At 54.1% G+C, this 23,678-nt stretch carries 23 protein-coding genes and 1 pseudogene; 14 read left to right on the forward strand and 10 right to left on the reverse strand.

Features of this window, described 5'->3' with window-relative positions; translation table 11 throughout:
* Positions 1 to 3: 3 nt before the first annotated feature.
* The 7 genes and pseudogenes from fliM (at position 4) to rcsA (ending at position 4,525) form a co-directional block, all read left to right on the forward strand.
* Positions 4 to 1,008: a flagellar motor switch protein FliM gene (fliM, locus tag ACQG2Q_RS14875; RefSeq protein WP_006811158.1), complete on the forward strand. Its 1,005-nt coding sequence runs from the start codon at positions 4 to 6 to the stop codon at positions 1,006 to 1,008.
* Positions 1,005 to 1,418 carry a flagellar motor switch protein FliN gene (gene fliN, locus ACQG2Q_RS14880; protein WP_003859592.1) on the forward strand — a complete coding sequence of 138 codons (414 nt, stop codon included), beginning with the start codon at positions 1,005 to 1,007 and terminating at the stop codon, positions 1,416 to 1,418. The genes fliM and fliN overlap by 4 nt, the downstream gene beginning before the upstream one ends.
* Positions 1,419 to 1,420: 2 nt before the next feature.
* On the forward strand, positions 1,421 to 1,795 hold the full coding sequence (gene fliO, locus ACQG2Q_RS14885; protein WP_022648553.1) for a flagellar biosynthetic protein FliO: 375 nt from the start codon (positions 1,421 to 1,423) through the stop codon (positions 1,793 to 1,795).
* A complete protein-coding gene (gene fliP / locus ACQG2Q_RS14890) occupies positions 1,795 to 2,532 on the forward strand; it encodes a flagellar type III secretion system pore protein FliP (RefSeq protein ID WP_022648554.1) in 738 nt (245 codons plus the stop codon). Before fliO ends, fliP begins: the two co-directional genes overlap by 1 nt.
* 10 nt (positions 2,533 to 2,542) lie before the next feature.
* Positions 2,543 to 2,812: a flagellar biosynthesis protein FliQ gene (gene fliQ / locus ACQG2Q_RS14895; RefSeq protein ID WP_003859587.1), complete on the forward strand. Its 270-nt coding sequence runs from the start codon at positions 2,543 to 2,545 to the stop codon at positions 2,810 to 2,812.
* A 6-nt stretch (positions 2,813 to 2,818) separates the two neighbouring features.
* A pseudogene (gene fliR, locus ACQG2Q_RS14900) lies at positions 2,819 to 3,611 on the forward strand (flagellar biosynthetic protein FliR); the annotation flags it as partial.
* 290 nt (positions 3,612 to 3,901) lie between these two features.
* Positions 3,902 to 4,525: a transcriptional regulator RcsA gene (gene rcsA / locus ACQG2Q_RS14905; protein WP_022648556.1), complete on the forward strand. Its 624-nt coding sequence runs from the start codon at positions 3,902 to 3,904 to the stop codon at positions 4,523 to 4,525.
* Between the two features lie 98 nt (positions 4,526 to 4,623).
* Here rcsA and dsrB read toward each other — a convergent pair whose 3' ends face one another.
* Entirely contained in the window at positions 4,624 to 4,812 is a 189-nt protein-coding gene (gene dsrB, locus ACQG2Q_RS14910) for a protein DsrB (protein ID WP_003859583.1), read from the reverse strand.
* Between the two features lie 128 nt (positions 4,813 to 4,940).
* Here dsrB and yodD point away from each other — a divergent pair, with 128 nt between their 5' ends.
* Positions 4,941 to 5,168 (forward strand): YodD family peroxide/acid resistance protein, encoded by a 228-nt coding sequence (gene yodD, locus ACQG2Q_RS14915; RefSeq protein WP_063849634.1) that lies wholly within the window; start codon positions 4,941 to 4,943, stop codon positions 5,166 to 5,168.
* Positions 5,169 to 5,464: 296 nt separating this feature from the next.
* On the forward strand, positions 5,465 to 6,265 hold the full coding sequence (locus ACQG2Q_RS14920; RefSeq protein ID WP_096216959.1) for a mannosyl-3-phosphoglycerate phosphatase-related protein: 801 nt from the start codon (positions 5,465 to 5,467) through the stop codon (positions 6,263 to 6,265).
* Here ACQG2Q_RS14920 and dgcQ read toward each other — a convergent pair.
* The 3 genes from dgcQ to ACQG2Q_RS14935 form a co-directional block, all read right to left on the reverse strand.
* The gene (dgcQ, locus tag ACQG2Q_RS14925) at positions 6,250 to 7,950 is read right to left on the reverse strand and encodes a cellulose biosynthesis regulator diguanylate cyclase DgcQ (protein ID WP_063849638.1); all 1,701 of its coding nucleotides are present in this window, start codon (positions 7,948 to 7,950) and stop codon (positions 6,250 to 6,252) included. The two genes, ACQG2Q_RS14920 and dgcQ, sit on opposite strands and share 16 nt — an antisense overlap.
* An 84-nt stretch (positions 7,951 to 8,034) precedes the next feature.
* On the reverse strand, positions 8,035 to 8,217 hold the full coding sequence (locus tag ACQG2Q_RS14930; RefSeq protein ID WP_022648559.1) for a YodC family protein: 183 nt from the start codon (positions 8,215 to 8,217) through the stop codon (positions 8,035 to 8,037).
* 77 nt (positions 8,218 to 8,294) lie between these two features.
* Positions 8,295 to 9,209 (reverse strand): DUF808 family protein, encoded by a 915-nt coding sequence (locus ACQG2Q_RS14935; protein WP_169441341.1) that lies wholly within the window; start codon positions 9,207 to 9,209, stop codon positions 8,295 to 8,297.
* 175 nt (positions 9,210 to 9,384) lie between these two features.
* Between ACQG2Q_RS14935 and yedA the strand changes: the two genes are divergently transcribed.
* Positions 9,385 to 10,299: a drug/metabolite exporter YedA gene (gene yedA, locus ACQG2Q_RS14940; protein ID WP_063849640.1), complete on the forward strand. Its 915-nt coding sequence runs from the start codon at positions 9,385 to 9,387 to the stop codon at positions 10,297 to 10,299.
* Here the strand turns inward: yedA and ACQG2Q_RS14945 are convergent.
* The 3 genes from ACQG2Q_RS14945 to ACQG2Q_RS14955 are packed head-to-tail and all read right to left on the reverse strand — an operon-like array spanning position 10,271 to position 12,921.
* Entirely contained in the window at positions 10,271 to 10,762 is a 492-nt protein-coding gene (locus ACQG2Q_RS14945; protein WP_063849642.1) for a very short patch repair endonuclease, read from the reverse strand. The two genes, yedA and ACQG2Q_RS14945, sit on opposite strands and share 29 nt — an antisense overlap.
* On the reverse strand, positions 10,743 to 12,176 hold the full coding sequence (locus ACQG2Q_RS14950; protein ID WP_096216958.1) for a DNA cytosine methyltransferase: 1,434 nt from the start codon (positions 12,174 to 12,176) through the stop codon (positions 10,743 to 10,745). The genes ACQG2Q_RS14945 and ACQG2Q_RS14950 overlap by 20 nt, the downstream gene beginning before the upstream one ends.
* Positions 12,177 to 12,219: 43 nt before the next feature.
* On the reverse strand, positions 12,220 to 12,921 hold the full coding sequence (locus ACQG2Q_RS14955; protein WP_022648564.1) for a phosphohydrolase: 702 nt from the start codon (positions 12,919 to 12,921) through the stop codon (positions 12,220 to 12,222).
* A gap of 284 nt (positions 12,922 to 13,205) precedes the next feature.
* Between ACQG2Q_RS14955 and ompC the strand changes: the two genes are divergently transcribed.
* Entirely contained in the window at positions 13,206 to 14,372 is a 1,167-nt protein-coding gene (gene ompC, locus ACQG2Q_RS14960) for a porin OmpC (protein WP_023300494.1), read from the forward strand.
* A gap of 55 nt (positions 14,373 to 14,427) precedes the next feature.
* On the opposite strand, the gene ACQG2Q_RS14965 is transcribed toward ompC, so the two are convergent.
* Positions 14,428 to 15,291 (reverse strand): N-acetylmuramic acid 6-phosphate etherase, encoded by an 864-nt coding sequence (locus ACQG2Q_RS14965; RefSeq protein WP_023300495.1) that lies wholly within the window; start codon positions 15,289 to 15,291, stop codon positions 14,428 to 14,430.
* Positions 15,292 to 15,444: 153 nt separating this feature from the next.
* Here ACQG2Q_RS14965 and ACQG2Q_RS14970 point away from each other — a divergent pair, with 153 nt between their 5' ends.
* Together ACQG2Q_RS14970 and dcuR are read left to right on the forward strand one after the other, a co-directional pair.
* Positions 15,445 to 17,061 carry a sensor histidine kinase gene (locus tag ACQG2Q_RS14970; protein WP_063849646.1) on the forward strand — a complete coding sequence of 539 codons (1,617 nt, stop codon included), beginning with the start codon at positions 15,445 to 15,447 and terminating at the stop codon, positions 17,059 to 17,061.
* A complete protein-coding gene (dcuR, locus tag ACQG2Q_RS14975; RefSeq protein WP_022648568.1) occupies positions 17,058 to 17,777 on the forward strand; it encodes a two-component system response regulator DcuR in 720 nt (239 codons plus the stop codon). The genes ACQG2Q_RS14970 and dcuR overlap by 4 nt, the downstream gene beginning before the upstream one ends.
* Here the strand turns inward: dcuR and ACQG2Q_RS14980 are convergent.
* Together ACQG2Q_RS14980 and ACQG2Q_RS14985 are read right to left on the reverse strand one after the other, a co-directional pair.
* Complete coding sequence (locus ACQG2Q_RS14980) at positions 17,758 to 18,720, reverse strand: FAD:protein FMN transferase (RefSeq protein WP_032624009.1); 963 nt, start codon at positions 18,718 to 18,720, stop codon at positions 17,758 to 17,760. The genes dcuR and ACQG2Q_RS14980 overlap by 20 nt on opposite strands.
* 58 nt (positions 18,721 to 18,778) lie before the next feature.
* Positions 18,779 to 21,559: a flavocytochrome c gene (locus ACQG2Q_RS14985; RefSeq protein ID WP_063849648.1), complete on the reverse strand. Its 2,781-nt coding sequence runs from the start codon at positions 21,557 to 21,559 to the stop codon at positions 18,779 to 18,781.
* Between the two features lie 608 nt (positions 21,560 to 22,167).
* On the opposite strand from ACQG2Q_RS14985, the gene ACQG2Q_RS14990 reads away from it, so the two are divergent.
* Entirely contained in the window at positions 22,168 to 23,676 is a 1,509-nt protein-coding gene (locus ACQG2Q_RS14990; RefSeq protein WP_074169620.1) for an anion permease, read from the forward strand.
* The last annotated feature ends 2 nt before the right edge of the window (positions 23,677 to 23,678 follow it).

Genomic DNA, 23,678 nt, shown 5'->3' on the forward strand with positions numbered 1-23,678 from the left:
GACATGGGCGACAGTATTCTTTCTCAGGCAGAAATCGATGCGCTGCTCAATGGCGACAGCGATAAGAGTGACGATCCGAAGCCGGGTCTGACCGGCGACGATAATATTCGTCCCTACGATCCCAATACCCAGCGTCGCGTGGTGCGCGAGCGTTTACAGGCGCTGGAGATCATCAACGAACGTTTCGCACGTCAGTTCCGAATGGGGCTGTTTAACCTGCTGCGTCGTAGCCCGGATATCACCGTCGGTGCGATCCGCATTCAGCCGTATCATGAGTTTGCCCGCAACCTGCCGGTGCCAACCAACCTTAACCTGATCCATCTGAAACCACTGCGCGGTACCGGCCTGGTGGTGTTCTCGCCAAGCCTGGTGTTCATCGCGGTGGATAACCTGTTCGGTGGCGATGGCCGTTTCCCGACCAAAGTGGAAGGCCGCGAGTTTACCCATACCGAACAGCGCGTTATCAACCGCATGCTGAAGCTGGCGCTGGAATCCTACAGCGACGCGTGGAAAGCGATTAACCCGCTGGAAGTGGAGTACGTGCGTTCCGAGATGCAGGTGAAGTTTACCAACATCACCACCTCACCGAATGACATCGTGGTGAACACCCCGTTCCACGTCGAGATCGGCAACCTGACGGGCGAGTTCAACATCTGCCTGCCGTTCAGCATGATTGAACCGCTGCGCGAACTGCTGGTGAACCCGCCGCTGGAGAACTCACGCCATGAAGATCAGAACTGGCGTGAGAACCTGGTGCGCCAGGTTCAGCACTCGCAGCTGGAGCTGGTGGCTAACTTTGCCGACATCTCCATGCGGTTATCGCAGATCCTGAAATTACAACCCGGCGACGTTTTGCCGATAGATAAACCCGACCGCATTATTGCCCATGTGGATGGCGTACCCGTGCTGACAAGCCAGTACGGCACGATTAACGGCCAGTATGCGTTACGCGTTGAGCACTTGATCAACCCGATTTTGAATTCGCTGAATGAGGAACAGCCCAAATGAGTGACATGAACAATCCGTCCGATGAAAACAGCGGAGCACTGGACGATCTGTGGGCTGACGCGTTAAACGAGCAAAAAACGACGCCGACGAAAAGCGCGGCAGACGCGGTCTTCCAGCAGTTAGGCGGCGGCGACGTCAGCGGGACGTTACAGGACATCGACCTGATTATGGACATTCCGGTCAAGCTGACCGTTGAGCTGGGCCGCACCCGCATGACTATTAAAGAGCTGCTGCGCCTGACGCAGGGTTCCGTGGTGGCGCTTGACGGTTTAGCGGGTGAGCCGCTGGATATTCTGATCAACGGCTACCTGATTGCACAGGGCGAAGTAGTGGTGGTGGCCGATAAATACGGCGTACGTATCACCGACATCATTACCCCTTCCGAACGTATGCGTCGCCTGAGCCGTTAAGTATGAAAACCCAGGCAACACTGTCCGCGCCCTCCGCCGTACCCGGCTCCCCGCTGCTTCAGGTGAGCGGCGCGCTGTTCGGTATTATTGCCTTTATCCTTATCGCCGCCTGGCTGGCAAAGCGTTTCGGGCTGGCGGGGAAAACGGCCGGCACGCGCGGATTGAAGGTCAGCGCCAGCACCACACTCGGCCCACGCGAGCGCGTGGTCATTGTGGAAGTGGAAGATGCGCGACTGGTGCTGGGCGTGACCGCCTCCAGCATTAACGTTCTTCACACGCTGCCCCCTGCGCCTGTCACGGTGGAGGCTAACGCCCAGGCCCCTGCGGATTTTCAGTCCGTTATGAAGAGTTTGCTCAAGCGTTCCGGGAGATCCTGATGCGCCGTTTGTTATTGCTTACGCTGGCAGGTCTGGGCCTGTTCGCGCCTTCTGTGTATGCGCAGCTGCCGGGGCTGGTTTCCACGCCGCTGGCGAACGGGGGACAAAGCTGGTCCCTCTCCGTGCAGACGCTGGTGTTCATCACCTCACTGACCTTTATCCCGGCGATCCTGCTGATGATGACCAGTTTCACCCGCATCATCATTGTGTTTGGTCTGCTGCGAAATGCGCTCGGCACGCCGTCCGCGCCGCCCAATCAGGTGCTGCTGGGTTTAGCCCTGTTCCTGACCTTTTTCATTATGTCGCCGGTGATCGACAAGATTTACACCGAGGCGTACCAGCCGTTCAGCGAAGATAAAATTTCCATGCAGGTTGCCCTGGAAAAGGGGGCTCAGCCATTACGTGAATTTATGCTTCGCCAGACGCGCGAAGCGGATTTGGCCCTGTTTGCCCGTCTCGCTAACACGGGCGAGTTACAGGGACCGGAAGCGGTGCCGATGCGCATTCTGCTGCCAGCGTATGTGACCAGTGAGCTGAAAACGGCGTTCCAGATTGGCTTCACCATTTTCATTCCGTTCCTGATTATTGACCTGGTGATCGCCAGCGTCCTGATGGCGCTCGGGATGATGATGGTCCCGCCCGCAACCATTGCCCTGCCCTTTAAGATCATGCTGTTCGTGCTGGTCGACGGCTGGCAGCTGCTGGTCAGCTCGCTGGCGCAGAGTTTCTACAGTTGAGGAGCGCGCAATGACGCCTGAGTCGGTAATGATGATGGGCACGGAAGCGATGAAAGTCGCGATTGCCGTCGCCGCGCCCCTGCTTCTGGTTGCGCTGGTAACCGGTCTGATTATCAGTATTCTTCAGGCCGCCACGCAGATTAACGAAATGACCCTGTCGTTCATCCCGAAGATCATCGCCGTCTTCGTGGCGATTATCGTTGCCGGGCCCTGGATGCTCAATTTGCTGCTGGACTACATGCGCAACCTGTTCACCAATCTGCCTTACATCATCGGCTGACGGACGATGCTGCAATTCACCAGCGATCAGTTTGTTCAGTGGCTCGGGATCTATTTCTGGCCGATGCTGCGCATCATGGCGCTGATCTCCACCGCCCCCATACTCAGTGAAAAGTCGGTGCCTAAACGCATCAAAATTGGGTTGGGCATGGTTATCACCATTATCGTTGCCCCTTCCCTGCCGGCGGTGGATATCCCGATTTTTTCCCCGAATGCGATATGGATTGCCCTGCAACAGGTGATGATTGGCGTGGCGGTCGGGTTTACGATGCAGCTCGCCTTCGCCGCGGTACGAACGGCGGGCGAACTGATCGGTTTGCAGATGGGTCTGTCTTTCGCGACGTTCGTTGACCCGGGCAGCCATCTGAATATGCCCGTGCTGGCGCGTATTATCGACCTGTTGGCGATGTTGTTGTTTCTCTCGTTCAACGGCCACCTGTGGCTCATCTCTATGCTGGTGGACACCTTCCACACGCTGCCGATTGGCGACAACCCGGTGAACAGTAACGCTTTTCTGGCGCTGGTGCGGGCTGCCGGGCTGATCTTCCTCAACGGGCTGATGCTGGCGCTGCCTGTCATAACCCTGTTGCTCACCGTTAACCTCGCATTGGGTTTACTCAACCGAATGGCCCCGCAGCTGTCGGTATTCGTCATCGGCTTTCCGGTGACGTTGACGGTTGGCCTTTTATTAATGTCATTATTGATGCCACTTATCGCCCCCTTCTGCGAGCATTTATTCAGCGAGATATTCAATCTCTTAGCGGATATTGTCAGCGAACTTCCACGCAAATAATAACCCGCAGTGTTTGCAATGTCTTTCTGAGGATATTCCTAAAAATAATCTTGAAAAACATCTACCAGGATATATCTGACGCGGTTTAAATGTTTCTAACCACCTCACAATACTTAATATTTACTTTACTTTAAGATGATTCCTGGCAAATTATACGTAACTTTACGGGATAGTGAGTTCGCCTGAAAGTCTTTGTCATGCTCACAGGTTTTATTAGATTTTTTCCATCCCGTATGGCTGTTTATGAGCTCTCAGGCAGGTGGTGAATTATCGTTACGCATTGAGTGAGGGTATGCCATGTCAACGATCATTATGGATTTATGCAGCTACACCCGGCTAGGGTTAACCGGGTACTTAGCAAGCAGAGGGGTAAGAAAGAGAGACATCAACGATGCACACACCGTTGAAGAACTCGCAGCCGCTTGTGAGACTCACAAGCCCGGCGTGGTGTTTATTAATGAGGACTGTTTCATTCACGACCCCGCTAACAGTCAGCACATTAAGCAGATCATTAATCAGCATCCCAGAACCCTGTTTATTGTTTTTATGGCGATCGCTAATATTCATTTCGATGAGTATTTGTTGGTGCGTAAAAACTTATTAATCAGTTCGAAATCGATTAAACCAGAGTCGCTTGATGACATTCTGGGCGATTATTTGAATAAAGAAGTTAAGAATGTAGGGGCGGTTAACTTACCCACCCTATCATTAAGCAGAACTGAATCAAGTATGCTAAGAATGTGGATGGCTGGACAAGGGACAATTCAGATCTCAGACCAGATGAATATCAAGGCAAAAACAGTATCGTCACACAAAGGAAATATTAAAAGGAAAATTAAAACGCATAATAAGCAAGTGATATACCATGTCGTACGCCTGACAGATAATGTGACGAATGGGATTTTCGTTAATATGCGCTAATTTGCACGGCCATGTTGTACCCTACCTTGATCTCTGGCCTGGCCAGAGATTTTGCTTTTCAGCAGCCGGGCCGGGGAGAAGACGCCCCCGACGCCGACCTATTCCGCCGTTTCCACAAAGATCCCATCCGGGTGCCCCAGTTCGTTGAAGAACCAGATGCCGAGCGGGTAATCTTCCAGCGACACCAGATACATTGTGCCTTCATTAAACTCTTCTATTGCCAGCACCACGCCCGGGCGGCGCGGCCCACCGTCCGTTTTGACGGTTACCCGATCGTTGACCTTCATACATTCCTCCTGTGGTTTTGAGCCAGTGTAGAACAAATTACCCTGGCTGGCATCGCCGCCTGACGCGAATGGCGTTTTTGTGTGCGGTCTATACTTAGCTGTTGAGACGGTTAAATGAGGAGCCCGCCATGAAGACTGACAAAGAGTACAGCGACACCATTAAGCGTGAGGTGGAAGTGGATGTCGATGCCCTGCTTGCCGCCATTAATGAAATCAGTGAGTGCGAAGTTCATCGCGCGGAGGATAATTCAGACCGTGTCGTGGTCAATGGTCGTGATTACCATACCTACCGTGAACTGGCTGAAGCATTCGAGCTGGATATCCATGACTTTAGCGTCTCGGAAACGAACCGCTAAGGCGAAAAAAATCCCGGTCATGGGGATGACCGGGATCAAACTTGCTTATGCAAGAAGCACTTGTAAATTCGTTACACCAGGAAATCTGATGCAGGTAAGACATTATCCCCAACAGATTTGTCTTACAAGCATATATTCTCTTAGCGAATATTATATTTTATACATGTGAATTTTGGTTATGAGTATAAACATGCGCTGCGTGTGGGTTTATCGGGATCGTTTCCACTTCAACGGGACATCAATGCTGGATTTTTTTAAGACTTTTCTTAGATGAACATCATTATTCAGGAGACGTTATGCCTTCGCTAAAGGAGACTCTGCTCGTCTTTACCGATCTCGACGGTACGCTGCTGGATTTTCACACTCTCGACTGGCAGCCTGCCGCTTCCTGGCTGAAGAGATTACAGGATGAACAGGTACCAGTCATTCTGTGCAGCAGCAAAACCGCGTCCGAAATGCGTGACATCCAGCAGGAACTTGGCCTTGGCGGGCTGCCCTACATTGCGGAAAACGGCGCGGTGATCCAGCCTGACGTACGGTGGGAAAACGCCGCACGGTTCATCTCAGAAAAGAAGCATGACGATATCTGGCAGTTTATTGCCCGGGTACGCCACGAGATGCATCTGAAATTCACCACCTTCGACGATGTGGATGAGCGCGTGGTCGCCGAATGGACCGGGCTAAGCCGTCCCCGTGCGGCGCTTGCACGTAAACACGAGGCTTCCGTGACGCTGATCTGGCGTGACAGTGATGAACAAATGAAACGCTTCGCAGCCGAACTGGCCCGGCAGGGGCTGAAGATCGTCCCGGGTGCTCGCTTCTGGCATATTCTGGACACGAGCTGTGGCAAAGACGTGGCGGTGCACTGGCTTGTGGAACAGTATCGCCTGCACGACGGATTTGACCCGACAACGCTGGGCCTGGGCGACGGCCCCAATGATGCCCCTCTGCTGGACAGCGTAGCCTTCGCCGTGGTGGTGAAAGGCTTCAACCGGGAGGGGGTCAGCCTTAAGAACAACGATCCCACACGGGTTTATCGCACTCAGCACACCGGACCGGCCGGCTGGCGCGAGGGGCTTGATTACTTTTTAACGTGATCCTGCCAGATGACCCGGTTACGCCCGCGCTGTTTCGCCTCATACAGACGCGCATCGGCGGTGGATTGCAGATTTTCGAAGTGATAATTGCCCTTCTCCTGCGCGCCAGAGACGCCAAACGACGCGCTCACGCGCAGGGTAGTACTTTTCTTAATCAGGATCTCTTTGCTGTCGATACGCTCACGGATCTGCTCTGCAACTTCCGCCGCCTCTTCAAGCGTCATGCCGGGCAGTACCACACAGAACTCTTCGCCGCCGACGCGCCCGGCAATATCTTTAGTGCGCAGGGTACTGGCAATCAGCCCCGCAGCATGGGACAACACCTTATCACCCGCCTGGTGCCCGAACCGGTCATTAATGCTCTTAAAGCAGTCAAGATCGATCTGGATGACAGAGAAAGGCAGCGCCTGCTGTTCACACTGCTTCGCCAGTATTTTCGCCCGCTCAAACAGCGACCCACGATTATTCAACCGGGTCAGAGGGTCGTGCCAGGCCTGCCATTGCAGCGAATTCTGCAACGAATACATATTACTGACCATGCGCCGGATCACCAGCCATGAGATGAGCAGCATCGCGGTGAACAGCGCCCAAAGCAATGCCAGCACAATACTGATGCTGCCGAAATCGCCGCGCACCCCTTCTTCCAGGGTGTGCACGCGCAGGACGATGCCATCAAAGTGGTCGAGACGCTCCCAGCTGACAAAACGACTCCCCAGGCGAATGCCGCCTTCGGAATCCGATTCTAATGCGTGCGCTATCTGCGCTAGTTCGGGCGCGTCAAAATGATTAACGTCCGCAGCAGATGATCCAGACGTCGCAAGCAGGGTGAGACGACTGTCATACAGCTGGTATTCCCCTTCCGGGTTATCGCCTACGGCCTCCACCAGCAGACGACGCAGGGTGGCAAAGGTGAAATCCATCGCCACCACGCCATACCAGACGTGATTGTAATAAACAGGCACACTGGCGGTGATCAGCGGTTTTTTGCCCACAAAGGAGGAAGGAGGCGAGATAAACCAGCGCACGGCACGCGCACGGTTCTCACGCTCGGACTGTTGGGTAAACCAGGGCTGAGTGACCAGATAGTAGTAACGCTGCACGATATCGCTGGCATTTTCCGGCGTATCCGTTTCCAGAAAGAATCCGGCGCGAGAGACATAAATCACGCGCTCTTCGTTGCCGGAAGAACTGGATGCCAGACGCAATAAATACCCCACTTCAAGCGCGGCGGACAGTTCATTATCAAGAAACTCATCATCGCGATTCAGAAGGGTGGTCTTTTCAACGAAGGCATCAGACACACCGTTGATCGGCAATGTGCGCTGTTTATCAACCTCAATTTGCCAGGTGGGGGATGCGCGCAAACGGGCAAAACGCTTTACCGCATCATGTAGCACGCCAAACGCCAGCGGCGTTTCCAGCGCATCACGCATGCTGTGGCGAAAAAACAGCATTTTATCGACGCTGAACTGGAGTTGTCTGTCCAGCGCACTGGCAACCGTTTCCAGATGGTTACGCTGACTGGAGATATAGGCATCTTCCAGTACCACAACTTCGCGCCAGGTCAGGAGGGTGGAAAAGATCAGGACAACGATAAAACAGAGGTTAACAACCAAACGGGGATTGCTACGCTTATGCAGCCACTGCAAAAAAGATTGTTTTACAACAAAGGTATTGTGCTGCACACGCACTCCCTGAGTGTCGCTCACCATCCGATATGATAAGTCTTCTGCCAGTAAAAACGCCCGGCAAGGCCGGGCGTTGTGTGATTAAGCCTTATCGCGTTTTTGCCTTTTATCACCAGGCTGAAGCTCATCTTCACGAAAAGCCTCCCGCTTAATGCCGTATCCGTCATGCCACCGACACTCCACCATTCCACTGGAATAACCGGTGACAATCATGCATGGACCACCATTCTTTGGCTTAACTTCATCACTGACCAAAAAGACCATACCTGCCTCCTGTATCAGGGTGAAACGTTTTCAATTTAGACGAGGAATGGTCTTTTTGCATCCGGGGTCAGCAAAAATTAATGCGATTTTCCGCGTACTTTTTCTACCAGCTTGACCACTGCCACCACAATGACACCTACGATAAAGCCCAACACAAGGTTAAGCAGCGTCGGCAGAATGGCGGCGATCACCGAACCATGTCCCGACGCCAGATGTTCAATTGCATGATGCAGCGAAGCAACGCCGTGCACGATAATACCGCCGCCGACCAGGAACATCGCCAGAGTTCCCACTATCGACAAACTTTTCATCAGCCACGGCGCCAGCACCAGCAGGCTTTTGCCGATAACGCGGGCAATGGCGCTGGATTTTTTTTCCAGCCAGAAGCCGATATCATCCAGCTTGACGATCAGACCGACCAGCCCATACACCCCAACCGTTACAAGAATGGCAATCAACGAAAGCACCATGACCTGATTCATCAGCGGTGCTTCGGATACGATCCCAAGCGTAATCGCCACAATCTCGGCCGAAAGGATGAAGTCAGTACGGATCGCACCTTTGACCTTATCGCGCTCGAACGTTTTTGGATCCTGCGCGGCCAGCGCTTCCAGACGCTGCTGGCGCATTTCCGGGGTGTCTTTCTCTTTGCGTGCGGCAAACATATGCAACACTTTTTCGGCACCCTCGAAGCACAGGAACGCCCCGCCAATCATCAGCAATGGCGTAATGGCCCAGGGTATAAAGGCGCTAATGAGAAGCGCCAGCGGAACAAGGATCACCTTGTTAATAAAGGACCCTTTCGCTACGCCCCACACCACCGGCAGCTCACGGTTCGCCCGCACGCCGCTGACCTGCTGCGCGTTAAGTGACAAGTCATCCCCCAGTACCCCGGCGGTTTTTTTCGCTGCCAGTTTCCCCATGACTGAAATGTCATCCAGCAAGGTGGCGATATCGTCCAGTAATGTTAATAAGCTACTTCCTGCCAAAATCTCTATCCTTCTTTTTTTGCTAATTAAGTGAATAGTATGGAACAAAACTCACCGCCCGGAAACAGGCACCTCACGTCAACAAAAATTTCACATTAACAACACAATTAAAGCACTCGCCAGCCCGATAGTTTTGGCGTTAACTATGAGCGAACTTTTTATTTCGTCGTGAGGGACTATGCGTTTTCGGCCTTTATTACCGCTCATTGGAGCACTTTTTTCCCTGTATATCATCTGGGGATCCACCTACTTTGTCATTCGTATTGGCGTGGAAAGCTGGCCCCCGCTGATGATGGCCGGTATTCGTTTCCTTATGGCTGGCGTGCTGCTGATGGCGTTTTTATTGCTGCGCGGTCACAGGCTACCGCCGCTGCGTCCCTTGCTTAACGCCGCCCTGATTGGCCTGCTGCTGCTGGCGGTGGGCAATGGCGCAGTAACCGTCGCCGAACACCAGAACGTGCCGTCGGGCATCGCCGCCGTGGTCGTCGCGACCGTGCCGCTGTTTACGCTCTGCTTTAGTCGTCTGTTCGGGATCCGCACCCGTAAGCTCGAATGGCTGGGCATCGCGATTGGGCTTGTGGGTATTATCATGCTGAACAGCGGCGGTAACCTGAGCGGAAACCCCTGGGCTGCCGTTATGATCATGATCGGCTCGATGAGCTGGGCGTTCGGCTCGGTCTACGGCTCCCGCATTGAGCTGCCCTCCGGGATGATGGCGGGTGCCATTGAAATGCTCGCGGCAGGCATCGTGCTGCTGATTGCCTCGGCGTTGACGGGTGAAAAACTGACGGCAATGCCAGATCTCTCAGGTTTCCTGGCCGTCGGGTATCTGGCGCTGTTTGGCTCGATTATTGCCATCAACGCCTATATGTACCTGATCCGCAACGTCTCACCGGCGGTTGCCACCAGCTACGCCTACGTTAATCCGGTGGTTGCCGTGCTGCTGGGTACCGGTTTTGCGGGTGAAGTGCTGTCGACGATTGAATGGCTGGCGCTGGGCGTGATTGTCTTTGCCGTGGTGCTGGTCACGCTGGGTAAATATTTGCTGCCAGCAAAACCGATTGTCACGAGGTGTGAGGTGGAGAAACCGTGATCGGGTGAATGCCCTGGGTATCGATCTGCGCGGCCTGACCACCGCCGCAGATCCACTCTTCCAGCCGCTCCGTCAGTTCCACGTCATTCAGCTTCATTCTTCCGCGCAGTGCGCACTCCCAGACAATCAGCACCCGCCAGCCCTGGGCGTAAAGCTGCGAAACATCGCGTTTATCACGCTCGACGTTCCTGCCAATCTTCTCCAGCCAGAAGTCGGTGCGTGTCGCCGGGACTTTAAACAGATAGCAGTCGTGATGATGCCAGAAACAGCCGTGGGTAAAGATGATGCATTGATACGCATCGATCACGAAATCAGGACGCCCGGCAAGCGTGGCATCCTGAACCCTGAATTCAAACCCGATGGAGGTAAGGAGGCCAGCGATCCGTTTTTCGATCGCGGTATCACGCGTGCCGATGGCACGCATGTTTTTACTCCGCGTGGCCTTATTGTGAACGTCCGCCATTGACGGCCTCACTCTGACGCAGCTGAACGGCCTTGCTGATGCGTGAGGCCAGCAGTTTTGCGACGGCGGCAAAGGCTGGCACCACCACCGAGTTGCCAAACTGACGATAGGCCTGGGTATCCGACACCGGAATGCGAAAACTGTAGCCCTGCGGCGCCTCAAAGCCCATTAAGCGGGCGCACTCGCGCGGCGTTAAGCGCCGCGGTCGGTGCTGTTGATTCTGAGGGTCGTCGAAATCTTTTTCGCCCAGCGCCTTATCCCAGCCCCGATCGATAAGAATTTCCGCGCCATCTTTGTAATAGCGCGCCGACAGCGTACGCGTCACGCTGTCAGGATTAAGCGGATTGACCATGCCAAACCCAAAGCCATTGCCTTTGGCCTGATGCTTTTTGGCATAGCGATAGAGGTATTTCCACAGCACTGGCGTCAGAATGAATTTCGCATCGACGGCGGGCTCCAGCAGATCGGCCACTGTCGGACGGCGCACCGGATACAGCGAGGGCAAATCGCGCAGCGTAAAATCGCCTTTCAGATTGAGATCGCGGCGGAATCCCACCAGCACGATGCGTTCGCGGTGCTGTGGCAGGAAGTGTTTGCCGTCGATAATTTTCGGATCGTCAGGCCCCATGTCCTCTGCATCCGCCACGTCGTAACCCAGTTCATCCAGCGTTTGCATGATAATGCGGAAGGTTTTGCCGCCGTCATGGCTCTTTAAATTCTTGACGTTCTCCAGCACAAAAATTGCCGGGCGGCGGGCATCAATAATCCGGGCAACATCAAAGAACAGTGTGCCCTGCGTATCACAGGCAAAGCCGTGTGCGCGTCCCAGCGCGTTCTTTTTCGACACGCCAGCCAGTGAGAACGGCTGACACGGAAAGCCTGCCAGCAGCACATCGTGCGCCGGAATGGTGTTGCGAATGTGCTCAGCGGCTTCTTCGTCGCTGACGCCGGTTATGTGGCTCAGGGTGACGTCGCGGATGTCGGCATTAAACTGGTGCTCGTCGGGGTCGCAGTACCAGTTCGCCTTATAGGTGCGGACGGCATGTTTGTTCCATTCACTGGTGAACACGCACTGCCCGCCAATAGCTTCAAAGCCATGGCGAATGCCGCCAATACCGGCAAAGAGATCGATAAAGCGAAAGGCATAATTCGGATGCGCAGCAGGCGGGTGCGGCAGCAGGTTACGCAGATAACAGAACTCGCCGTCGCTCAGGCGGTGCCCTGCCCTGTCGCTTATCAGCAGCCGCTTGAGTATTGCCGGGCTCCAGTGGCTCTCGCCATGTGCCACCAGCTGGTTTGCCAGCGTTTTAGCATCATACATTTCCAGCAGCTGACGCAGGAGTGCCTGCACGGCTGCCGTTGATTTCTCAACCCGCTCAGGCGCGGGCACAGTCACTGATCGATTTTCCTGCATTCTCTTAACCGGACAATAAAGACAGAAAACAGAGTACCACAGTTCAGGATCGCACACTGCGACGGAAATGGGTCAATATCTGGCTGTCGGTTCCGAGGTAATCGCCCTGTAATTCGGCACTCAGCTTCGCCATAAACTGGATCAGGAAATCGGCATTGTGACGCGCAAGTTCGCGTCCCCGTGCGGTTTGCATGGTGTCCGGCAGGCGCAGGAGTTTGGTCTGAAAGTGATCGAGCGCGAAAGCTTTATCATCCAGCGCACGCGCCCCGGCAAACGGGTCGTCGGCATCAAACAACGCGGTGCCCAGCGCACCGGACACGGCAAAGACGCGCGCAAGGCCGATGGCGCCTAACGCCTCCAGCCGGTCGGCATCCTGGACCGTTTTGGCCTCCGGGCTTTGCGGCGCGATACCGGCACTGAAGCTGTGTGCTTCAATGGCATGCTCAACGGCCGCATACCGATCGGGCGGAAAATCAGGAAAATCGCGGCTCAGGATCTGGCGCGTTTCTCGCGCTGCCAGCCGCGAGGAGTGACTACGCTGCGGGTGATTTTTCGGCAGGCTGACAATGTCATGGAAGTAGCATGCGGTCAGCACAACCAGCGGATCGCAATCCCCGTCAGCCATAATGGCCTGCGCCGTCATCCAGACGCGGCGAAAATGGGCGATATCGTGCGCCGCATCATCAGTAAAATGATTTTCGTCGAGCCAGCGCTCAAAACGGTGCTGCCACTGCGCAAGTTCCATCATCCCATCCCGTTGCTCAAAAGAGAGTGAATTATAATACACCCGAATCAAAATCCTTAATAAATAGAATTTCGAAATACTTAATAATAATTACCCACTATATTTTCAATGAATTAATTCATGCGAAAAATAAAGAGATAAAAAGAAATATTTTGTAATGTTTTTACCACTTTAATTACATTTATTTTTGAACCTAAATAATAATCCATAGAATAGTATCAGCCATGTAGTTACGGAGGGTAATTACATATATTCAGAAAATTTATATTTAAAGGGAATATATAATGAAAAGAAAAGTTCTGGCAATTCTCGTACCCGCGTTATTAATGGCTGGCGCAGCAAATGCGGCGGAAATGTATAACAAAGACGGCAACAAAGTTGACCTGTACGGTAAAGTTGATGCACGTCATACCTTCTCCGACAACCCAGGCGACGACGGCGATGAAACCTATGTCCAGATTGGTTTCAAAGGCGAAACACAAATTAATAACGATCTTATTGGTTACGGCCAGTGGGAATATAAAACCTACGCTAACGATACCGAGGGCGCAGGCGACACCTCTTTTAACCGTCTGGCCTTTGCTGGCCTGAAATACGGCGAATATGGCTCATTCGATTATGGCCGTAATTACGGCGTCGTGTATGACGTTGAAGCCTGGACCGATATGCTGCCAGTATTTGGTGGTGACTCCTATACCTGGACCGACAACTATATGGTTGGCCGTACTAACGGTGTGGCGACCTACCGTAATAATGACTTCTTCGGTCTGGTTAACGGCCTGAACTTTGCACTGCAATATCAGGGTGCTAATGAAGGTGCTAACGCAAACGAAAATCAGGAAGGCACCAAAAACGGCCATGATGATGTTCGTTTCCAGAACGGCGACGGCTTCGGTATGTCAACTACCTATGACTTCGATTTCGGTCTGTCGCTGGGTGCCGCTTATTCATCGTCTGACCGTACCAACGACCAGGTTGCTTACGGCGCAGGTACCTATAATCGCTTCAGCAAATATGCCGGCGGTGAACGTGCGGAAGCGTGGACAATCGGTGCAAAATACGATGCGAATGATGTCTACCTGGCAATGATGTATGCGGAAACCCGCAACATGACTCCGTACGGCAACGATGGCATCGCCAACAAAACTCAGAACTTTGAAGCCGTAGCGCAGTACCAGTTTGACTTCGGTCTGCGTCCATCCCTGGCGTGGGTCTATTCAAAAGGCATCGATTTGGGTGGTAACGATTATCATCCAGGCAATGGTTATGACTATGTAGACCAGGATCTGGTTAACTACATCGACGTGGGCATGACCTACAGCTTCAACAAGAACTTCTCCACCTACGTTGATTATAAAATCAACCTGCTGGACGAAGATGATGCCTTCTACAGTGACAACGGTATTGCAACCGATGACATCGTTGGCATCGGTATGATCTACCAGTTCTGATCCCCATAAATAGCAAAGCCCGCAACGCGGGCTTTTTTTATTTGACGCTGAAATATTACGGCGCTTCCTGCAAGGCCAGGCGAACAAACCCGTTATTCTGTGCCAGTAATTCATGCGCTTTCCAGGCATCCATACCCGTCAGCACCATTAGCACCGCCGTTTTACACTGATGGTTACAGCTTTCCAGCGCCGCCTTCGCCTGCGCCCGGGAGCATCCCCCCGCTTCCATTACAATGGCAATTTGTCGCTCGGCCCATCTGGTATTGCTTGCCTCCAGATCAACACGCAGGTTGCTGTACACCCGTCCTGTCCGTATCGCCAGACCGGTGGTGACCATATGCATTATCATGCTTTGCGCAATGCCCGCTTTGGCGTTGGTATACCCGGCAACCACATCCGCGCCCAGATCGGGGGCAATAACCATGCTCGCCAGCTGCGCCGCTTCACTTTGCGCATCCTCCGTAATGAGCGCGACCGTTGAGCCCAGAGACCACGCATGACGCATCGCGCCCCAAACCCATGGCGTTTTGCCGCTGACGGACAGCGCCAGCATCATGTCGTGCTCGCCGAATTTTATCGTCTGAAGGTCGGCAACGCCGCGCGCGTAGCTTCCGGCGTTATCGCCTGCTGTCATCGCAATGACCGGATGTTTTCCCGGCGCGAACGCTTCTGCCGCCTGCTTCGCCACGCCTCCGGACGCGCCTGCGCCGATCAGCACCAGACGTCCGCCGTGACTAAGCGTCGCCGCCGCGTTATCCACCACGCGAGCCAGCATACTTAAGTGAGGGGTAAGTGCAGAAGAGATTTGTGCGTCATCCTGGTGTATGACATTAAGCATATCCAGCGTAGATAATCTGTCGATGTTCATCGTGCTGGCGTGCCGTCTTTCCCTGGCCGTACCGGTAAGCATAATGCTCATAAACTGCCTCCTTATTATGAGTACCCCCACACTATAAAGTGTTTTATACAGGTCACATGAGAGAAGGCTCACGAAACGCCTCTCTTTACATGGCTTTATGAAATGCCCGTCATCAGCGATAATTAGCCCTTTCTTTTTCATCGCGGAGTGTTAATGAGCGATTTGCAGCCCTTCCCCCCGACGCGCAAGCGCCCTATGAAGCTGAATACGCTGGTTACGCTGATGGTGTGCGCCATTATCGGTTCTGTGCTGCTGGTGGTCTTCGCGCTGTACTCTGTGCAGATCACCCGTGCCACGCGCGATGACGTGAAAGATACCGCGCTGGGTATCGCCCGAACGCTGGCCGACAGCCCGGAGATCAAGCGTGGCCTGATGGAATCGCCGCAGGCCGGCATCATCCAGCCGATTGCCCAGGCGGTGACGAAGCGCAACGACCTGCTGTTTACCGTGGTTACCGACCTGCGTGGGATCCGCTATTCCCATCCAAACGAAGCGCTGTTAGGTTTGCATTTTATTGGCGACGATCTGACGCCCGCCCTCGAAGGGAAAGAGAATGTCTCCGTGAACCGCGGCGCACTCGCGGAAGCACTGCGCGTCTTTACGCCCGTTTATGACGATCGGCACGACCAGATCGGCGTGGTCGTGGTGGGTATTTCGCTGAATAAAGTTGAAGATCAGATTGCCCGCGGTCGGCTCAATGCCGTGTGGACCATCTTATTCAGCGTTCTGATGAGCTCAGTGGCGATATGGGGTCTGGTCCGGGTTCTGAAACGTATTCTCTTCGGGCTTGAGCCTTACGAGATCTCCGCCCTCTTTGAGCAGCGCCAGGCCATGTTGCAGTCCCTGCGCGAAGGCGTGATGGCTGTAGATATGCACGGGCGCGTGACGATGATTAACCACACCGCCAGAGAAATTTTGCTCCTGAGCTCGGGTGAGCACTCCGAGAGCAGCGGCGAACCACTGCTGGTCAGCCTGCGGGAAGTGGCGAAAACCGGCATTGCTCGTCAGGATCAAGAGATCGGCTGTAACGGACGGCTACTGCTGTGCAACATGGTCCCCGTGAAAAGCCAGAATCAGGTCATCGGGGCAATCAGCACCTTCCGCGATAAGACCGAAATCAGCCAGTTAATGCAGCGTATCGATGGTATGGTCAACTATGTTGATGCCCTGCGCTCACATACGCATGAGTTTATGAACAAGCTACACGTGATCCTCGGCCTGCTGCACATGAAGCGCTACGATAAGCTGGAAGAGTACATCATCCAGACCGCACAGAATTATCAGACGGATATCGGCGCGATACAGCGCAAGGTTAAATCGCCGGTCATTGCGGGTTTCCTGCTGGGTAAAATCAACCGCGCCAAAGAGGCGGGAGTGACCCTGACGCTGGCGGAGGAGAGTCAGCTTCCTGACACAAGCAATGAAGAGCAGGTTGCGGTTCTGATCACCGTGCTGGGCAATTTAATCGAAAATGCCCTGGATGCGATGGAAGGTCAGCCGGAAGGCGAGATCGGCCTGCTGCTGCATTATCAGAACGGCTGGCTGAGCAGTGAGGTCAGCGATGACGGTCCCGGCATTGATCCCGAGCGGCTGGAGGCTATTTTTACAAAGGGCTACTCAACAAAAGGTGAAAACCGTGGCGTTGGGCTGTTCCTTGCACGTCAGCAGATCCAGAACCTGGGCGGAGATATTACCGTCGAGTCGGAGCCTGGCGTATTTACCCAATTTTTTGTTCAGATCCCCTGGGATAGCGAGAGGAATATCGCGTGATAAATGTATTAATTGTCGATGATGACGCCATGGTAGCCGACCTCAACCGTCTGTATGTTAACCGCGTTGAGGGTTTTAACTGCTGCGGCGTCGCTTCCACGCTCAACCAGGCCGAAGCATTGATCGCAAACCCAGGCCAGCCGATCGATCTGGTGCTGCTGGATGTCTATATGCAGCAGGATAACGGGCTGGATCTATTGCCCATCATCCGGGCATCGGGCCGCCCGATTGACGTTATCATGATTTCGTCAGCATCCGACGCCGCAACGATCCAGACGTCGATACACTATGGCGTGGTGGATTACCTGATTAAACCGTTCCAGTTCCCGCGTTTTGAAGAGGCGCTGAACGGCTGGAAGGCAAAGCGCAGTCTGATGGGCTCGCATCAGTATTATGAACAGGCCGACGTCGACAGGCTGATCCACGGCGGCGCGCCGGAGCTGGCCGACAGCAAAAAATTACCGAAAGGCTTAACGCCGCAGACGCTGCGCACCATTTGCCAGTGGATCGACAGCCATCCGGAGATAGAATTTTCCACCGACGATCTGGCGAATGCAGTCAACATTTCCCGCGTCTCCTGCCGCAAATACCTGATCTGGCTGGCGCAAATCAATATCCTGTTCACCAGCATTCACTACGGCGCCACCGGTCGACCGGTATATCGCTACCGTTTGCAGCCGGAACAGGTCGGCCTGCTCAAACAGTACTGCCAGTAATTCGGTAGCTGTCGTCAAGAAGGGTAAAACGGAAGTGGTGCATCGAGGAGATCACCACTTCTTTTGTTTTGGTGACAAAAATGGCTTCAATATCGGGGCGCGAACGCAGCGCGGCGCAGCCCTGCTCCACGCCCATGCCGTAGATCAGCGTGGTCCAGATATCGCCGTCGAGGGAGTCTTGCGAAATAATCGTCACGCTGTCCAGTTCGTTATCCAGCGGGTAGCCGGTACGCGGGTCAAGTATGTGATGATAACGTTTGCCGTTCTGCTCGAAGTAGCGCTCATAGGTGCCTGACGTCACAACCGACCGGTTTTCTACCGTTATGGCGCCAATCAGCGCATCACCGGCGAACGGTTTTTTCAGGCCGACGTGCCAGCCGTCCTCCGGCGAGCCTAACGTCTGGACGTTGCCGCCAAGGTTGATCAACCCGAGTTCGGCGCCCTCTTTATGCAAGTAATCCCGCACCCTGTCGGCGATATAACCTTTGGCGATAGCCCCCAGATCGATCTCCATTCCCTGGCGTGTAAGAAACACGCTGCTGTTGGCGTCATCCAGTACCACGTTCGCAGGATCCGTGATACTCAGCAAGGCGGCGATCTCGTCCGCGGGCGGTACAGCGTCCCCCTTAAAGCCAATTTTCCAGCGTTTGACCAGCGGACCTATCGCCAGGTTGAACGCACTGTCTGTAGGCAGGCTGGCCGCTTTCGCGCAGCGGATCAGGTCAAACACCGGGCGACTGACGACAACCGGATGCTGACCGGCAGCATGGTTGACATCCATCACCTGCGAATCCGCACGGTTGACGGTGAGGAGATCTTCGTACTGTTTGATCAGGCGAAACACGCGGGACGCGAGGGCTTCGTCATGGGAGAAGAGTTTCAGGAGGATGGGCGAGCCCATCAGAACGGCGTTGTAACTGTAAACGCGATGGCTATCAGGCATTGCATAAGTCCTCAGATGTAGCCCCGGCAAGCACCGCGCCGCCGGGGAAACAGGAGCCTTACCGTGTTTTCGAACGCATAGCCGCCTGATGTCCGGCAAGCGTACCAAAAATAATGATATCTGCCACCGCATTACCACCGATGCGGTTACCGCCGTGGATACCCCCGACAACCTCACCCGCAGCAAACGCTCCCGGTAATACGTTGTGGTTGCTGTCCAGCACGCAGGTTTCTGTATTGATGGTCACACCGCCCATGGTGTGGTGCACGCCCGGCGCAATCTGAATGGCATAGAACGGCCCTTCGTTGATAGGCGCACGCAGCGCGGTGGTGCGGCCAAAATCATCGTCATGCTGTTTTTCCACAAAGCCGTTGTAGCGTTCCAGCGTTGCCAGGAACTGGTGGTGATCCATCCCCAGCGCTTCCGCCAGGGCTTTTGGCGAGCTGGCGCTGGTGACAAACCCTTTCGCGATGTACTCATCCGCGGCTTTGTTTTTGGCGCGAACATGCTCGTCAAAGACGATGTAAGCGTATTTCTCCGGCAGCGCGATGATTTGTGCCGAGACTTTGTCGCGGGTCGACATTTCGTTATAGAAGCGGTTGCCCTGCTGGTTTACCAGAATCGCCCCGCCGCCGCGGATGGATTCGGAAATCAGGTACGACGTTTTCTGCTCAACGGTTGGGTGGATCTGGATTTCGCCCATATCGACGGTGCCTGCGCCAATACGCTCCAGCAGCGCGATACCGCCGCCGGTTGCGCCTTTGTGGTTAGTCGTCACGAACCCTTCCAGGTCCGGACGGTATTTCACCACCATCTGGCTGTTGGCGCTGAAGCCGCCCGTCGCGACAATTACGCTTTTGGTTGCCACGGTGAGGGTTTCGTTCTCTTCGGTGGTCAGACGCACGCCGGTCACTTCGCCGTTTTCGAAGATGATGTCGCTCACGGAGGTATCCAGCATCACCTCGATGTTGCGTTTGTTGACATTGCGCACCAGGCCGCTAATCAGATATCCGCCCACCGCGGAACCATCTTTCGGACGGTGCGTACGGTCGATGCTCATCCCGCCGGTGGTGGTGATGTCGTTGAGCATAATGCCGCGCGTTGCCAGCCATTCTATGGCCTCCGGCGCGTTCTCGACAAAGCGACGCAGCAGTTCAGGGTTGTTCTTATTGCCACCGCCTTTCAGGCTTTCCTGGTAGAACAGCTCTTTGCTGTCCTGAATGCCCTTCACGCGCTGGAAGCGGGTCTCAGCCGCGTTCATACCGGCAGAGGCTTTAATGGTGTTCCCGCCAATAGTCGGCATTTTCTCAACGATCAGCACGCTCGCGCCTTCGTCATGCGCCTGAATCGCCGCCGCCAGACCGGCACCGCCGCTGCCGACCACCACCACGTCCACGCTTTTAGTCTCATTCGGGTCAGCGCCCTCTTCTGCCGCCAGCGCTTTGCTGGATTTCAGCATCGCCTTCGAGACCGCTTTTTTCACCGCCTCGCTCTGGCTGGTTGCGCCGGTGATAGCATCCACGTGCGGGGTATTGGCATCCAGAATTCGGGTACGGATCTCTTCGAAGCTGGTGACAAACTCGACGTCTTCACTCGGGCCGGAGGCCAGTTCGATATCGGCAATACGATCGGTTTCGAGGCTGACGTTAATCACCAGTTCGTTAGCATCGTCCTGCACTTTTTCAATAAAGGTGCCCGGTTTGAATTTAGATTCGCCCATGCTCATGTCGCGGATCATCGCTTCCACCAGCGAGAAGCGCCACAGCGGTTCCGGGATGCTCAGTTCTTCGCGTCGGGTACTGTCCATAAACAGCTCCAGGCTTTCGGCCGCCGCGATGCGATCGGTCCAGTCCGGATAGGCGATGGTAGCGCGACCAACGGCTATCAGGTCGTAACCGTGATCCAGCGCTTCATTCACATCCGTGGCATTCACCACGCCGCCAACGCCCATCACCGGTACCTGCGCCAGCGTGTCAGAGCGCATGGCGCAGTATTTTTCGATAAGTGGCGTCGGGTCCTGAGTATCGACGATAGAAGGACGCAGGGTGGCGCCAAGGGAGAAGTGCAGATAATCCACCCCACGAGCGGCCAGTTTTTCCAGCAGATACAGGGTGTCTTCGAAGCGAATGCCGGGGACTTCCAGCTCTTCCGGTGAGAAGCGGTAGCCAATGATAAACGCGTCGTCCGCATACTGGCGCACCATCTTGTGGGTAATGTCCAGCACCGCCAGCGGGAATTTCGCGCGGTTATCGCGGCTGCCACCCCACTCGTCGTCGCGCTGATTAGAGTTCGGGGAGTAGAACTGCTGGATCAGATAGGTATTCGCCCCGTGGATTTCGACGCCATCGAAGCCGGCCTGAATTGCGCGGCGTACGGCTTCGCCGAACTTGCCGATCATGCCTTCCACTTCTTCTGAAGTCAGAGCAACCGGCGTCGCGGCACCGTCACGCGGCGCGGCAACCGCGCTTGGGCCAACCGGCGTGCGGCCGCCGATCAGTTTTGGGTCGACCATACGGCCGCCGTGGTAAATTTGCAGAAGGGCTTTGGAACCTTTGGACTTAATGGCGTCAGCGATTTTTGCCAGTCCGGCGATTTTTTCGTCGTTATCAATACCAATTGCGCCCGGGAACGCAAGGCCGAGATCGTCAACAAAACAGCATTCAACGATAATGGTGCCGATGCTGCCAGCGCGGGCACGGTAGTACTCCACCAGCTCGCTGGTCACGGTGCCATCGTAATACCCCGTACAGGTTGTCATCGGGGCCATTAACAAACGGTTTTTCAGTTCAGTACCATTCGGTAATGTGAAGGGGCTTAAAATACGTTCGTTAGTGCTCATAATAGAAACTCCAAACTTTAAAAATTAAGAATTCGTTATCGGTATGGATTTTTTATTTCGTGTTTTTGCCGATGTCATGACATTAATATAAAGCTTTTTTTAGTTTCTAAAGCCATTACGTTAGTTAATAAACTATTTAATCCCTGCGATAACATTAATAACACATTGGTGTTAGCGTGAATGTTTTATATGTTCACATTAATTTAAAAAAAGTTAAATAAACAATGGTAAAGCCAATACACCAAGCACATAAAAAACCCTTTAAAATCAAAACTTAAAACACATCCCAAATTAATAATGTTATAAAATTGATAAATAAAATGCTTAAAAATAGCGAATAACCACACTACTCAGAGTGGTTATTATAGAAAGTATAAAATTACGTCCTCAATTCTGTTTTTTTGATCGCGATCAATAGTAATGGCATCCAAAGGCGCAATATAAAAACATCATCATTTTTTATTTAGCGCAAACAATAATGCGTTAAATCGCTATTACTGAAAACACAAAAACGCACCTTAAATAACTAAAAAAAGCAAAACGAATAAAGCAATCGAATTTGTGTTTTCGCTGTACGACGAATTTTTGACAACTTAAGACGTGAAACTATGAAAACAAAAACTGCTGTAACGCCTCCTGCGGCGAATCTGGCATCAAATGGAACAGCAAAACGCCTGCTGATGATGGCCCTGCCCGTCATTGTCGCCGTCCTGCTGTTGTTTGTCCCCGTTCCGGAAGGTCTACCGCCTTATGCGTGGCACTACTTCGCCATCTTTGTTGGCGTCATCGTCGGGTTGATTTTCGAACCTCTGCCGGGCGCCGTAATCGGCCTCACCGGCGTGGTGGCGATTGCGCTGTGCAGCCAGTGGGTGCTCTTTAGCCCCGAACAGCTGGCTGACCCGAAATTCAAGCTGGCGGGCGCCTCCTTTAAATGGGCGGTGAGCGGGTTTGGTAACTCCACCGTCTGGCTGATTTTCGGTGCCTTTATGTTCGCCGCAGGCTACGACAAAACCCGCTTCGGCCGCCGTCTGGCACTGATTCTGGTGAAGTACCTGGGCCGTCGCAGCCTGACGCTCGGTTACGCCATTACGTTTGCGGACCTGCTGCTGGCCCCGTTCACCCCGTCCAACACCGCGCGCAGCGGCGGGACCATCTACCCGATTATCGCTAACCTGCCGCCGTTGTACGGTTCAAAACCCAACGACCCAAGCGCGCGCAAAATCGGTTCCTATCTGATGTGGGTGGCAATCACCGCGGCTTGTATCACCAGCTCGATGTTCCTTTCCGCTCTGGCACCTAACCTGCTGGCACTGGCGCTGGTGAAAAGCACCGTTGGAATTGATATCTCCTGGGGGACCTGGTTCCTCGCCTTCCTGCCGCTGGGTATCCTGCTGATCCTGACCATGCCGCTGCTGGCCTACTGGTTCTACCCGCCAGAAGTGAAGGTAAACAATGAAGTACCACTGTGGGCGACCCGCGAACTGGAAAAACTGGGCAAACTGTCGCGCAATGAGATCCTGCTGCTGGTGTTCGTGTGCTGCGCGCTTCTGATGTGGATCTTCGCCGCGGCGTGGATTGAACCGGCCATGGCTGCCCTGCTGATCGTTGGCCTGATGCTGTGGACCGGCGTGCTGGAGTGGAACGACATCACCGGCAACAGAGCCGCGTGGAATACCTTCGTCTGGTTCGCCACCCTGGTGGCACTGGCGGATGGTCTCTCCTCCACCGGCTTTATCAGCTGGCTGGGTAAAGAAGGCGGCATGCTGATGAGCGGTATCTCTCCGGGTGTCGCCACCATCGTCCTGCTGCTGGCGTTCTACCTGCTGCACTACCTGTTTGCCAGCACCACCGCGCACACTACCGCGCTACTGCCAGCGATGCTGACGATTGCCTCCACCATTCCGGGCATGAATATGGAAGTGTTCGTCCTGCTGATGGTGACCTCGCTGGGCGTGATGGGGATCATCACCCCGTACGGTACTGGCCCAAGCCCGATTTACTACGGTAGCGGCTACCTGCCAACCAAAGACTACTGGCGCCTCGGCACCATCTTCGGTGCCATTTTCCTGGCAGCTCTGCTGCTGATTGGTTACCCGTGGATGTCCATGATGTTCTGATT

The sequence above is a fragment of the Enterobacter cloacae complex sp. 370H10 genome (assembly GCF_050031535.1).
In the GTDB taxonomy this organism is placed as follows: domain Bacteria; phylum Pseudomonadota; class Gammaproteobacteria; order Enterobacterales; family Enterobacteriaceae; genus Enterobacter; species Enterobacter intestinihominis.

Excerpts from the sequence above, each read along its gene's own strand:
- fliO (WP_022648553.1), top strand. The coding sequence starts at position 1,421 with ATGAAAACCCAGGCAACACTGTCCGCGCCCTCCGCCGTACCCGGCTCC.
- ACQG2Q_RS14965 (WP_023300495.1), bottom strand. The coding sequence starts at position 15,291 with ATGAGCATTATGCTTACCGGTACGGCCAGGGAAAGACGGCACGCCAGC.
- ACQG2Q_RS14980 (WP_032624009.1), bottom strand. The coding sequence starts at position 18,720 with ATGCCTGATAGCCATCGCGTTTACAGTTACAACGCCGTTCTGATGGGC.
- ACQG2Q_RS14930 (WP_022648559.1), bottom strand. The coding sequence starts at position 8,217 with ATGGTCTTTTTGGTCAGTGATGAAGTTAAGCCAAAGAATGGTGGTCCA.
- fliQ (WP_003859587.1), top strand. The coding sequence starts at position 2,543 with ATGACGCCTGAGTCGGTAATGATGATGGGCACGGAAGCGATGAAAGTC.
- ACQG2Q_RS14990 (WP_074169620.1), top strand. The coding sequence starts at position 22,168 with ATGAAAACAAAAACTGCTGTAACGCCTCCTGCGGCGAATCTGGCATCA.
- rcsA (WP_022648556.1), top strand. The coding sequence starts at position 3,902 with ATGTCAACGATCATTATGGATTTATGCAGCTACACCCGGCTAGGGTTA.
- ACQG2Q_RS14955 (WP_022648564.1), bottom strand. The coding sequence starts at position 12,921 with ATGGAACTTGCGCAGTGGCAGCACCGTTTTGAGCGCTGGCTCGACGAA.
- fliM (WP_006811158.1), top strand. The coding sequence starts at position 4 with ATGGGCGACAGTATTCTTTCTCAGGCAGAAATCGATGCGCTGCTCAAT.
- ACQG2Q_RS14985 (WP_063849648.1), bottom strand. The coding sequence starts at position 21,559 with ATGAGCACTAACGAACGTATTTTAAGCCCCTTCACATTACCGAATGGT.
- yodD (WP_063849634.1), top strand. The coding sequence starts at position 4,941 with ATGAAGACTGACAAAGAGTACAGCGACACCATTAAGCGTGAGGTGGAA.
- dsrB (WP_003859583.1), bottom strand. The coding sequence starts at position 4,812 with ATGAAGGTCAACGATCGGGTAACCGTCAAAACGGACGGTGGGCCGCGC.
- ompC (WP_023300494.1), top strand. The coding sequence starts at position 13,206 with ATGAAAAGAAAAGTTCTGGCAATTCTCGTACCCGCGTTATTAATGGCT.
- fliP (WP_022648554.1), top strand. The coding sequence starts at position 1,795 with ATGCGCCGTTTGTTATTGCTTACGCTGGCAGGTCTGGGCCTGTTCGCG.
- yedA (WP_063849640.1), top strand. The coding sequence starts at position 9,385 with ATGCGTTTTCGGCCTTTATTACCGCTCATTGGAGCACTTTTTTCCCTG.
- ACQG2Q_RS14945 (WP_063849642.1), bottom strand. The coding sequence starts at position 10,762 with ATGGCGGACGTTCACAATAAGGCCACGCGGAGTAAAAACATGCGTGCC.
- ACQG2Q_RS14950 (WP_096216958.1), bottom strand. The coding sequence starts at position 12,176 with ATGCAGGAAAATCGATCAGTGACTGTGCCCGCGCCTGAGCGGGTTGAG.
- ACQG2Q_RS14920 (WP_096216959.1), top strand. The coding sequence starts at position 5,465 with ATGCCTTCGCTAAAGGAGACTCTGCTCGTCTTTACCGATCTCGACGGT.
- ACQG2Q_RS14970 (WP_063849646.1), top strand. The coding sequence starts at position 15,445 with ATGAGCGATTTGCAGCCCTTCCCCCCGACGCGCAAGCGCCCTATGAAG.
- fliN (WP_003859592.1), top strand. The coding sequence starts at position 1,005 with ATGAGTGACATGAACAATCCGTCCGATGAAAACAGCGGAGCACTGGAC.